Below are 11,810 nucleotides of genomic sequence, written 5' to 3' on the forward strand. Positions count from 1 at the left end.
GCGCCCCCCCCCCCCGCGCGCCGCAGCGCACCACCGCCCCCCCCGCCTCTGTACCCCTCCGCCCTGGCCGCAGCCCTTCGTCGACCAGACCGTCCTCGATCAGGGGTTCAATGCGTTTTGGAGTCTTCATCAGCTTTTATTGTGGGTCCTTTATTACCAAACACGCGAATGTCACTCGTTATACGGCAATCCTCGCATCACGGGGAGGGGTTGCCGACCTGTGAACCGTGAAGATGCACACACTGTGCCGGAAAATCGACCGCTGCGAATCATAGCTGAGCCTGTCGGGAATGTTGGCAAATGACGTTGAGGGCATTTGCGACAGAATCTGACACGACTCACTCCTGCGATGGGATTGTGGTCAGCGTTCAATAATTGCAGTTACCCCCTGCCCGCCCGCCGCACAAATCGAAATCAACCCACGCCCCTTGCCCGCCGCATCCAGCAACTTCGCCAAATTCGCGACAATCCGCCCACCGGTCGCAGCAAACGGATGCCCCGCCGCCAGCGAGCTGCCTTTCACGTTGAGTCGGCTGCGGTCGATCGAACCCAGCGGCGCATCCAACCCCAACCGGGTTTTGCAGTATTCGGGATCTTCCCAGGCCTTGAGCGTGCACAAAACCTGCGCGGCGAACGCTTCATGAATTTCGTAATAGTCAAAATCCTGCAGGGTCAGCCCATTACGCGCCAGCAGCCTTGGCACCGCATACACCGGCGCCATCAGCAGCCCCTCGGCGCCGTTGACGAAGTCCACCGCCGCCGCTTCGCCATCGCGCAGGTACGCGAGGATCGGCAAGCCGCGTTCCTTCGCCCATTCCTCACTGCCGAGCAGCACCACGGAAGCGCCGTCGGTGAGTGGCGTGGAGTTGCCCGCTGTCAGCGTGCCTTTGGCGCTTTTTTCGAAGGCCGGTTTCAGCGAGGCGAGTTTTTCCAGAGTCAGATCAGGGCGCAAATTGTTGTCGCGGGTCAGACCGAGGAACGGTGTCATCAGGTCGTTATGCCAACCCTCGCTGTAGGAAGCCGCGAGTTTGTGATGGCTTTCGAGGGCCAGTTGATCCTGATCCTCGCGAGGAATATTCCAGGTCTGCGCCATCAGCTCACAATGTTCGCCCATCGACAGGCCGGTGCGCGTTTCGCCGTTGCGCGGGAATTCCGGGATCAGGTGTTTGGGGCGCAGTTGCAGGAAAGTCTTCAGTTTGTCGCCGGTGGTCTTGGCGCGATTGGCTTGCAGAAGGATCTTGCGCAGACCTTCGCTGACGCTGATCGGCGCGTCCGACGTGGTGTCGACGCCGCCAGCGATGCCGCAATCGATCTGGCCAAGGGCGATTTTGTTGGCCACCAGCAACGCGGCTTCAAGGCCGGTGCCGCAGGCTTGCTGGATGTCGTAGGCCGGGGTGGCCGGTGACAGGCGCGAGCCGAGCACGCATTCGCGGGTCAGGTTCATATCCCGTGACAATTTAAGTACCGCACCCGCCACCACCTCGCCGATGCGCTGGCCGTGCAGGTTGTAGCGTTCGATCAGGCCTTCAAGGGCTGCGGTGAGCATCGCCTGATTGCTGGCAGCGGCGTACGGTCCGTTGGAACGGGCGAAAGGGATACGGTTACCGCCGATGATCGCGACGCGGCGCAGCTGACTCATGAAAAGCTCCTTGTTAAATGATCGAAATTTCACGCAGCCCCCCTGTGGGAGCGAGCCTGTGGTGAGGGGATTTATCCCCGATGGGACGCGCAGCGGCCCCAAATTCTGCAATCGCGGTTTATCAGGCAAATCGCGTCCGCAGGTCAGGGGCCGCTGCGCACCCCATCGGGGATAAATCCCCTCGCCACATAAACTGCTCTCCCACAGCTTCCGCATTTATCTGCAAGACCTGCTAAACCTCAGTGTTCTAGCGTAGGCCTTATTGCGTGGATCGAACGATTGATTGCCGTGAGTAGTCCACACTTTGAACCCCAACTTTTGGAGAGCGTTCCATGTCTGACCGCTATATCGACTTCGCCAACTCGTCCATCGGCCATCGTCTGGTCGGGGCACTGGGCCTGCCGTCGCCGGTGCGACTGGAGCGCTGGCAGGCCGGACGCCTGCGGCCGGTGGAAGGTGCGCTGCTGATCGGCGGCGGGCCGCTGGCCGAGCGCGTCAGCGCGTTTGCCAACCGTTTGACCGAGGGGATTTATCGCTACGGCGAGCAACCGGCGACGGCCACCGAATGGATTCCCGGCCTCGGCCCGAAACTCAAAGCCGTGGTCTTCGACGCCAGTGATTTGCAGCACACCGACCAGCTCAAGCAACTGCGCGAGTTCTTTCAGCCCCTGATGAAGAATCTTGATCACAGTGCCCATCTGGTGATTCTCGGCCGTGCGCCGGAAACCCTGCGCGATCCGTTCGCCGCCAGCGCCCAACGGGCCCTGGAAGGTTTTTCACGCTCGCTGGCCAAAGAGCTACGCAGCGGCGGCACCCTGCAACTGATCTACGTTGGTGAAGGCGCCGAAGATCAACTGGAAGGCCCGCTGCGGTTTTTCCTCTCGCCGAAAAGTGCCTTCGTGTCCGGGCAAGTGATTCGCCTGACTGCGTGTGCCACGCCCGTGACGGACTGGACGCGACCATTGGCCGGGCGCAAGGCGCTGGTCACCGGCGCGGCGCGTGGTATCGGCGCATCGATTGCCGAAACCCTGGCACGCGATGGCGCTGAGGTGATTCTGCTCGATGTACCGCCGGCCAAGACCGATCTCGAAGCCCTCGCTGCACGACTTGGCGGGCGCAGCATCACCCTCGATATCTGCGCCGAAGATGCCGCCGCGCAACTGATCGAACAATTGCCGGACGGTCTCGACATTCTCGTGCACAACGCCGGGATCACCCGCGACAAGACCCTGGCCAACATGACCCCGGAATTCTGGGACGCGGTGTTGGCGGTCAACCTCAACGCCCCGCAAGTGCTGACCAAAGCCCTGCTCGACAGCGGCACGTTGCACGACAACGCGCGGGTGGTTTTGCTCGCCTCGATCAGCGGGATCGCCGGCAATCGTGGGCAAACCAACTACGCCGCAAGCAAGGCCGGTTTGATCGGCCTTGCCCAAGCCTGGGCGCCGACGCTGCTGGAACGCGGCATCAGCATCAACGCCGTGGCCCCCGGTTTCATCGAAACCCAGATGACCGCGCACATCCCCTTTGGCCTGCGTGAAGCCGGGCGACGCATGAGTTCGCTGGGTCAGGGTGGCTTGCCCCAAGACGTCGCCGAAGCCGTCGCGTGGCTGGCGCAACCGGGCACCGGCGCGTTCACCGGGCAGGCGCTGCGGGTCTGTGGACAAAGTGTTCTGGGGGCTTAGGCATGAGCATCGAATGGCACACACTGGAACGCGAACCGAGTCTGCCCGGGCTGTATGCGCGGGCAGCGACGCGTCGCAAAATCACCGGCACGCAACTGCCCGACAGCGGCCTGCGCTGTTTAGTCGATGTCGATGGCAAACGCCTGGCGAACTACCGCAAGGTCTGCGGTTTTGCCGACGACGGCCTGCTGCCGCCGACTTATCCACACATCTTCGCGTTTGCCTTGCAGATGCAATTGCTCACGGCGAAAGATTTTCCGTTTCCGCTGCTGGGGCTCATTCATATGAGCAACCGTATTCGCGTGCTGCGCCCGATGGGTGGGATCAGTCGTGCGCAAGTCAGCGTCCGCGTGCACAACCTGCAACCGCATCCCAAGGGCGCGACGTTCGATCTGCTGACCACGCTGGATGATCAACTCGGGCCGTTGTGGGAAGCCGAAAGTCAGATGCTCTGCCGCGGGGTGAAACTTGACGGTGAGCCTGTCGAGCAGAATTGGGAATCGACCCAGGCGCTGGTGGAAACAGCGAAGTGGCAAGCCCCGGCAGACATTGGCCGGCAATACGCCAAAGTGTCGGGCGACTACAACCCGATCCACTTGAGTGCGGCCAGCGCCAAGCTGTTCGGCTTTCCCACGGCCATCGCCCACGGTTTGTGGAACAAGGCGCGCACGCTGGCGGCGTTGGCGGATCACTTGCCCAAGGCCAATCTGGAGATCACTGTGCACTTTCGCAAACCGGTGCGATTGCCAAGCGAAGTGACGTTGCTGGCGAGCGCGGCGGGGTCGAGTGGCGAGTTGCGGCTGATGGGCGCGGGAGACCTGGAACATATGGTGGGGAATTGGCAGCCGATCGCCTGATCCACATAAAGCTCAATGAAAGCAGCCTATGTGTGAAGGCATCTGTGGCGAGGGGATTTATCCCCGATCGGCGGCGCAGCCGTCGCAAACCTGCGCACAGGGTATATCTGCCCCACCCCGCTCTCAGGTTTTTGGGGCGGCTGCGCCACCCATCGGGGATAAATCCCCTCGCCACAAGAGCCTCTTTCAACACAGAGCTCTGGCATCCTGGGAGAAGGACAGCCTGTTAATTGTGTATATATCACTTAAGTTTTTACGCGACCTGTCCCCTTCCCCGATAAATACCAGGACTTGATTCTAAAGGCTTTTTTTGCCCTTCTATACCTTGGGTATTAGTCCTTAGGCGCTGTGCATCGCCTTATATATAAAGGCGTTAATACCAACTTGAGAATGGCGTGAATCCGCCCCCGGATCGAGATTGGCACCACGGACGAGGCATCACCGACAACAGATCGGCGAGCCATCGAAAACGACGAATGTTGTTACAGGTGCAAGGAATCTCGATCATGAAAACTCAAGACGTGTGGTGCAAATCGGCAATCGCTCTGGCATTGATCCTTTCCCTCGGCCTCACCGGTTGCAGCAGCGGCGGTGGCGGTCATAAGAGCAGTTCCGGCAGTTCCTCTCCGGCAACCAGCACCGATGGTACCGGAGGCACAGGCGGAACCGGAGGGACCGGGGATACTGCCGGTACAGGTGGAACCGGTGGGACAGGCGGTACAGGTGGAACTGGCGGTACCCCGACCGATCCAACCAACCCAACCAATCCGACAGATCCGACAGACCCGACCAATCCGACCAATCCATCCACCCCGGCTGCACTGGTGACGACCACCCTTGTGCAGGATGTCGGCAAAACGGTCAGCGGCGTAGGCGACGGCGTCGGCCAGATTGGTGACTCCTTGAGCACCGTGCCTGTGGTCGGTGGCGTAGTGCAGAGCGCGGCCAACACCGCCGGCAACGTCGTCACGACGTTGGGCGATGGCGTGGCCAATGGCATCGGCAAGCTGGCCACTGATCCCAAAGGCCTGACCACCACCGTGGCCTCGGTCGGTGGCGTCGTAACGGATGTCGGCGATGGCGTGTCCGACCTCAGCGGCAAACTGGCCACCGCGACCAGCAGCGTTCCCGTGGTCGGCGGCGTGGTCACTAAAGTCGCACCGGTACTCGATGGCGTAGGGGAGAAAGTCACCATGCTCGGCGACACCCTCAACACCACCCTCAGCAACGGCCCGACCAGCCAATTGACCAATAAAGTCGGCAGCGGCCTGGTGCCGGTGATTGCCATGGTTGAAAGCACCACCGACAAAATCGGTGATGCCACCGGTCTGGGCGACCCGCTCAAAGGCGTGATCCAGAAAGTCGGCAGCACCGTTGATGGTGTCGGCGACAAAGTCACCGACGCGGGTAACGGCAATGCCCTGACCAACACCCTCGGCGGCGCACTGAGCAATGTCGGTACGGCGGCGGGCAAGGCTGGCGGCCTGGTGTCCAACGGCACCGGTTCAGGGAGTGGCGGTATCGGCGGTGGCCTCGGCGGCACTGGCTTACTGCAAACCGTCGGCGGCGCAGTCGTCAACGTTGGCACAGGCTTGAACGCCGGTAATACCAACGGCGTGGTCAGTGCCGGTGGTGTCACTGCTGGCGGGCTGGGCAATACCATCGCCTCGCTGAACACCGTTCTCGGTGGCTCGGGCGCACCGATCACAGCGACAACCTCACCACTGGCCACCGTTGGCGCCACACTGGGCGGCGCGCTGAATCCAGTCACCAGTGGCGTCACCACCGTGACCCAACAAATCGGCGCGGCGACCGGCCTCGGCTCGCCAGTCGCTGGTCTCACCGGCCAGGTCGGCGGCGCGGTCAGCAACCTCGGTGGCGCGATTGCTGCCACCAACAACCCGGTCACTACAGCTGTCGGTGGCCTGGTCAATAACGTTGGCGGCACCGTCGCAGCGGTCGGCGGTCTGGTTAACGGTGGCACCACAACGGGCGGCACCACTGGCGGATTGGGCGGCGTACTCGGTGGTTTGACCGGCGCTCTGGGAGGCAACAAACGCTAAATTGCACCTGGCCGATTCGACGGCCTCACCTACAGCGCCTACGCTTGGTTGAAGGCGGAAGATTCCAACGAGTCTTCCGCTTTTTTCTTAGGAAAAAATCAGCCCTCGCTGTGATCTGACCATGGAGTGTCCTATGCGCGTTATGGCATCCCTGCTGTTCCTCAGTCTCAGTTCCACCGCCCTCGCCGACACCCTGCCCAGCTTTCTCAATAGCAACGAAACCATCCGCAACCTGCCCGTGCCGAACCTGCCGGCCGATGCCTATCGCCCGGCCGCCGCGCCGCTGCAAGTGCCTGACCCCGGCGCGACCGCCGCGCAACCGTTGTTGATGGAGACCAAAGTCAATCTCAAGACGGTGCAGATCGAAGGCGGGACAATCTATCCACTCAACGAACTGGCCGATATCTACAAGCCACTGATCGGTCGCCAGACCAGCCTCGCCGATCTGATCGAAGCCACACGCACCATCACCCGCCGCTACCAACAGGATGGCTACCTGCTGTCCTACGCCTTCCTGCCGCAACAGAGTTTCGATGACGGCGTGGCGCGGGTGGTGCTGGTTGAAGGCTATGTGCGCGACGTGCAGATGCAGGGCGATGTCGGCCGAGTCAAAGGCCTGCTCGACAAACTGGCGGCGAAAATCCAGGCCGAACGCCCACTGACCCGCAAGACCTTCGAGCGCTACACCACGTTGATGACGCGCATTCCCGGCGTGACCCTCCAGGCCCAGGTGCCACCGCCGGGCACCACCGACGGCGCCACGACACTCGTCGCCCAGGCCAGCCGCAAACCGTTCACCAGCACACTGAGCACCACCGAAGACAACCGCAACGGCCCCCAGGCCTTGCTCGGCGTCAGCAGTAACTCGCAGACCTCCATGGGTGAACAACTGAGCCTCAGCGGTCTGTTCCCGCCCGGTGACGACCACGAACGTTACTACCGCCTCGACTACAGCCAGTTCCTCGACGCCGAAGGCACGCAACTGAATCTGTCGGCCTCACGCTATCGCGCCGACCCCGGAACCGAAGTGTTGATCAACGGTGGCGGACGCCTGGATACCCATCGCGAAAACGACCGATATTCCATCGGCTTCAACGTACCGTTGATTGCCGCGTCCAACGAACTGCTGACCGCCGGCTCGCGCCTGTATGCGGTCAATGACAAGACTCGCTACGACGGCATCAACTTCCCGTTCAGCACGGAGTTCCGCACCGACATCCGCGCCCTCGCCTTCGAAGGCGACTGGCGCAAGGCCGATGCACGGCAACTGCGAATCCTCAGCGCCGGGGTTTATCAGGGCTTCGACAGCTTGGGCGCGAAGACCAATTCCAGCGATATCGATCTGGATTTCTTCCGTGTGCGGCTCTCTGGCGTACAGAGCGACAAGTTCCTCGACAACTGGCAAGGCGTGCTGTCGGCGGCGTTGTACTGGAGCGACGACACCTTGCCCGACAGCGAACGCGCAGTGTTCGGCGGGCAGAATTTCGGTCGCGGTTATCCCGATGATCAAGCGTCCGGCGACAAGGGCTGGGGGGTGGCTTACGAGGTCAACTACAGCTTCAACCGTGACGGCAACTGGGTGCGAATCCTCCAGCCGTACGTCGTGCTGGACCGCTCGCGCAGTTGGTTCAATGAGCTGCCGGTGCAAGCCAACAACCTGTCATCGGCGGCGATCGGTCTGAGGTTTGGCGATGCCAAGTACTACAACATTGCACTGGAGGCGGCGAAGGCGATGTCGGATGAAGCGCTGGATACGTTCAATCGCAAGCCGCGGTACAGCATCAGTTTCAGTTATCAGTTGTAGATAGGCGGCGCTTGTCATACCGCTTTCGCGAGCAGGCTCACTCCTACAGGGGAACGCATTCCAAATGTAGGAGTGAGCCTGCTCGCGATGAACGATAACGCGGTTTTTTCTGCGGATCAGGTTTGCGGGTCGACCCGATCCAGCGCCCGGTTCACCGCCAGTTCGGCGAGCATGACAATTTGCTGGATGCCCAACACGGTGCTGCGTTGCGCGCCGCTCAGTTCATTGGCGAAGTTGCTGGCCGCTGTGCTGGCGCTGGCCAGTGATTCGCAGGCGTGGGCGAGCAGGCTTTCGGTGTCGACACTCGGATTGACGAGGAACATCGTGCTCGGCTGGCGGGGGTTTTTCGGCTCGGGGCAGAGATAGAAATCGAGCGCGCGCTTGATCGCTTCGCGGTTTTTCGCCTGGTCATCGGCGCGGATGGCGTCGGCGAGTGGGGTGGTTTCGAGGGGTGGATCGGGAATCAGTTTGTCCATGAAAAACTCCTACTTGGCTGAAGGAGCCACCTGTTGTCGTTTCCACACGACAAAAAGGTGGCAGCTGTACGCGGGGTGGAAATACCGATAAGTAGGCAACCGGCCAGACCGAAGTCTGCCCACGCACAGCCGCCGCGACGCAGTTTGCAGACGAACGAAGACGTCGGCAACGATTACGGTGCTGGTGCAATGCATCTACTTAAAATTCAGGTTTCCACACCCGATCGCTGAGGTGTCAGCGACAGCCCAAGACTAGTGAGCGCACGTCCGACGGACAACCTGAAAACCTTGTGGGATGCTTCTGAGATTTCGATACACGATTAAACATCCCGACTTGAAATCCACTCCCTGTAGGAGCTGCCGCAGGCTGCGATCTTTTGATCTTGACCTTCAAAAATCAAAATCAAAAGATCGCAGCCTGCGGCAGCTCCTACAAAGGTATGCGCGATTTTCAAGCCCATGTAGAACCTGTGGGAGCGAGCCTGCTCGCGATGAACGATAACGCGGTAAACCTGCTGAACTGGTCAGCCTCCTCCCCCCGAACCACTGTCAACCTCGCCACCCTGATCCTGATCGAAAAACTGCGGGATCTCATGCTGGTAGCTTTTCAGCCAGCGCTGCATCGCCAATTCCCGTTCAGTCGGCGTCACCGTCTGTACTTTCGGCGAGGCCACTTTGTTGCGGCTTTGCAGTTGCAGCCAGCCCTCGGTTTCCTGTTGCTGGGCCGAGGCCGGGCCGGCGTCGATGGCATGACCGGTGAGCGGCAGAGCCAACAGAGCAAGACAAAAAATCGCGGTTTTCATCGCGGCTCTCCTTACTTGAGCATCGCTGTGACGGCGGCAGTGGCAGGGCTCGGGACTTTGAGTTTTTCCGCGCGGCTCTGAGCTTCGCTGAATTGCGCGGGGCTCAACCCGAAGCGGCTGACCAGTTCGGCGGCGCGGTTCCAATCGTCCTGATACAGCAACAGCGTGACCAGATTCAGCGCGGCCAATTTATCGCTTTGCTTGAGCTCCATGGCGGTGAGGAATTCAAAACGCGCGTCCTCGATGCGCAATTGATTGAGGTAAACCACGCCCAGATCGTTGCGGATTTTTTCATCGGTGGGCGCCAACCGCGCGGCGCGTTGCAGGTGCGCCTGTGCCTGACCGTAATCGGATCTGGCCGCCGCGAGCTGGCCCAGACCATGTTCGGCCTCGGCCGCCAGGCAGGTGCCGAGCAGGCTGCGATACAACGGTTCGGCCTCGCTGCGACCGAGCAAACGGTAAACCTTGGCCTTGCGCAACCGCACATCGGCGAGGTTGTCCGGCAGGCTTTGCAGGTTGGCCAGGCTGGCGTGGAGCTTGCCGTCTTTGGCCATGTCATCGGCCAGGTTCAACGACAGTTGCTGATCTGAACTGAGCTTGCCGCAACTGGCGCTGTTGGTCAGCGCTTCCCAGGGGTTCTGCCCGGTGCTGGCACAGCCACCGAGCAACAACAGACATGCACCGGCAATCATTGCTTTCATCACCACTCCTTCAAGCCCCCAAGGCCTTGGCCAGGGCGGTAAAGCCCGGGCCGGCGAGGACGATCAATAACGCCGGGAAGAGAAACAGCATCATCACGACGGACATTTTTGCGGACATCTTCGAGATGTATTCCTGCAGGCGCGTGAGGCGCCGGTCATCAAGCAGTTGCTTGAGCGAGAGCAGCGACTTCATCGCCCCGCCGCCCTGATGCAGCAACTGCTGAAGAATCACGCAGGTGTCGGTGAACTCGTCCACCGCCAGCAATTGCGTGGCTTTGTTCAGTTCCTCTCCCAGCTCAAGACCGGAGTCGACCCGCGCCAGCACCAGACGTAATTCCTGAGTCAGCACTGGCAGCAACGCCTGACTTTCGTGGCTCAACACGCGCAGCGCCTGCTCCACGGCCATGCCGGATTCGAAGAGAATGCGCAGCAGCGGCAGGAAGGTGCCGATCTCGTTCGACAGTTGTTTTTGCCGTCGCGCCACCGCCATCACCAGCAGCCGTTTGGGCAACAAGTACCCGACACCGAGGGCGAACAACGGCGCGATCCATTGTTTTTCTACGGTCGGAAAAAACACCGATTGCAGCAACACCGTCAGCGCCAGCAGTAACAACGGCGTACCGATCTGGCAGGCGGCGAACAGCGAGCGCTGACGAGCGCTGCGCCAGCCGAGACGGTTGAGTAACGTCTGGGTTTCGTTGTCGAGCTTGACGCTGCGCTGGCCGACCTGGCTCTCGCCGAGCACGTGCAACAGGTTGCCGAAACGGTTTTCGCGGATCAGGTCACCGTCCAGTCGCCGGCTGATCTGCCGCGCGCGGCGGCGTTGCTCCAGCAGGCTGGCGATCAGTAACAGGGCGGCGCCGAGCAACAACACGGCGCTGATCATCAGGGGTGTGGTCATAGGCTGCGCAACATCCGCCAGAGCAACAGACTGCCAATCACCTGCATGCCGAACGCCGTGGCCAGCATTCGCTGCCCGGACGGGTCGTGCCACATGGCGACCAGATAAATCGGATTGGCCATCAGGAAATACCCGGCCATGGCAATCGGCAGCAAGCCCAGCACCCACGCGGTAAGGCGGGTTTCGCCAGTCATGGCGCGCAACTGGCGCGAGGCCTGATCGCGCTCGCGGATCATCTTGATCAGGTTTTCCAGCAGTTCACTGGCGTTGCCGCCATAGCGATGATTGACCTTGAGGCCGAGGGCGAACAGGCGAAACTCGTCCTTCTCGTAAAGCTCGGCCATGTCTGACATCGCGTCCGGCAAACTCACGCCCAACTGAACGTTGCGCTGCACACGGCCCATGGCGTTTTTCAGTGGATCTTCGCTGGCCTCGATGCCGCCGAGCACCGCATCGGCCAAGGTGCGACCGGATTTCAGACTGCGCACAGTGTGGTCGAGCAGTTGCGGCAATTGTTCGATCATTCGCCGCAAGCGCCGTTGGTATCGCCAACTGACGTACAGGCGCAGCATCACTGGCGGCAACACCAGCAAAACCAGCAAACCGACCCATCCAGCCAAGGCAAAACCGATCAGGATCGCAAAGGCCCAGAGCAGCAGCCAGATACCGATGCGCTCGGTCGGACGGCCCAGTCCTGCGCGCAAAAAGGCTCGCTCAAGACTGGCCCAACGGGGCGAATCCGCCGTCAGTTGCGGCTGGCCCTGATTCAGTCGATCCAGTACCCGTTCGGCGCCACTCTGGCGCCAGCCGTTGTAAAACAGGCGCAGCGACAAACCGAGCAGGCCCAGGCAAGTCACGATTAGCAGCAGCGGTTTGAGCAT

At 61.1% G+C, this 11,810-nt stretch carries 10 protein-coding genes and 1 pseudogene; 4 read left to right on the plus strand and 7 right to left on the minus strand.

Going from position 1 to position 11,810, the window contains the following annotated elements; translation table 11 throughout:
* Both ACIOVB_RS14665 and ACIOVB_RS14670 read right to left on the minus strand, forming a co-directional pair.
* A pseudogene (locus tag ACIOVB_RS14665) lies at positions 1-130 on the minus strand (serine protein kinase RIO); the annotation flags it as partial.
* Between the two features lie 231 nt (positions 131-361).
* Positions 362-1,639, minus strand: a complete 1,278-nt coding sequence (locus ACIOVB_RS14670) for an acetyl-CoA C-acetyltransferase (RefSeq protein ID WP_187681149.1) — start codon at positions 1,637-1,639, stop codon at positions 362-364.
* Positions 1,640-1,971: 332 nt separating this feature from the next.
* On the opposite strand from ACIOVB_RS14670, the gene ACIOVB_RS14675 reads away from it, so the two are divergent.
* The 4 genes from ACIOVB_RS14675 to ACIOVB_RS14690 all read left to right on the plus strand — a co-directional run bounded on the left by ACIOVB_RS14675 (position 1,972) and on the right by ACIOVB_RS14690 (position 8,048).
* Entirely contained in the window at positions 1,972-3,324 is a 1,353-nt protein-coding gene (locus ACIOVB_RS14675; protein WP_401268762.1) for a 3-oxoacyl-ACP reductase, read from the plus strand.
* 2 nt (positions 3,325-3,326) lie between these two features.
* Positions 3,327-4,181 (plus strand): MaoC family dehydratase, encoded by an 855-nt coding sequence (locus ACIOVB_RS14680; RefSeq protein WP_401268765.1) that lies wholly within the window; start codon positions 3,327-3,329, stop codon positions 4,179-4,181.
* A 506-nt stretch (positions 4,182-4,687) separates the two neighbouring features.
* Positions 4,688-6,244 (plus strand): collagen-like triple helix repeat-containing protein, encoded by a 1,557-nt coding sequence (locus ACIOVB_RS14685; RefSeq protein WP_401268768.1) that lies wholly within the window; start codon positions 4,688-4,690, stop codon positions 6,242-6,244.
* A 133-nt stretch (positions 6,245-6,377) separates the two neighbouring features.
* Entirely contained in the window at positions 6,378-8,048 is a 1,671-nt protein-coding gene (locus ACIOVB_RS14690; RefSeq protein ID WP_401268771.1) for a ShlB/FhaC/HecB family hemolysin secretion/activation protein, read from the plus strand.
* 116 nt (positions 8,049-8,164) lie between these two features.
* On the opposite strand, the gene ACIOVB_RS14695 is transcribed toward ACIOVB_RS14690, so the two are convergent.
* From ACIOVB_RS14695 to ACIOVB_RS14715, 5 genes are all read right to left on the minus strand, one after another.
* On the minus strand, positions 8,165-8,524 hold the full coding sequence (locus ACIOVB_RS14695; RefSeq protein WP_187681154.1) for a DUF6124 family protein: 360 nt from the start codon (positions 8,522-8,524) through the stop codon (positions 8,165-8,167).
* Between the two features lie 524 nt (positions 8,525-9,048).
* Complete coding sequence (locus ACIOVB_RS14700; RefSeq protein WP_401268774.1) at positions 9,049-9,327, minus strand: DUF3613 domain-containing protein; 279 nt, start codon at positions 9,325-9,327, stop codon at positions 9,049-9,051.
* 11 nt (positions 9,328-9,338) lie between these two features.
* Positions 9,339-10,028 (minus strand): hypothetical protein, encoded by a 690-nt coding sequence (locus tag ACIOVB_RS14705; protein ID WP_401268775.1) that lies wholly within the window; start codon positions 10,026-10,028, stop codon positions 9,339-9,341.
* A 10-nt stretch (positions 10,029-10,038) separates the two neighbouring features.
* Complete coding sequence (locus ACIOVB_RS14710; RefSeq protein WP_401268776.1) at positions 10,039-10,929, minus strand: type II secretion system F family protein; 891 nt, start codon at positions 10,927-10,929, stop codon at positions 10,039-10,041.
* Positions 10,926-11,810 (minus strand): type II secretion system F family protein, encoded by an 885-nt coding sequence (locus ACIOVB_RS14715; protein WP_401268779.1) that lies wholly within the window; start codon positions 11,808-11,810, stop codon positions 10,926-10,928. The genes ACIOVB_RS14710 and ACIOVB_RS14715 overlap by 4 nt, the downstream gene beginning before the upstream one ends.

This window comes from Pseudomonas sp. NPDC087639, assembly GCF_044743385.1.
Classification (GTDB): domain Bacteria; phylum Pseudomonadota; class Gammaproteobacteria; order Pseudomonadales; family Pseudomonadaceae; genus Aquipseudomonas.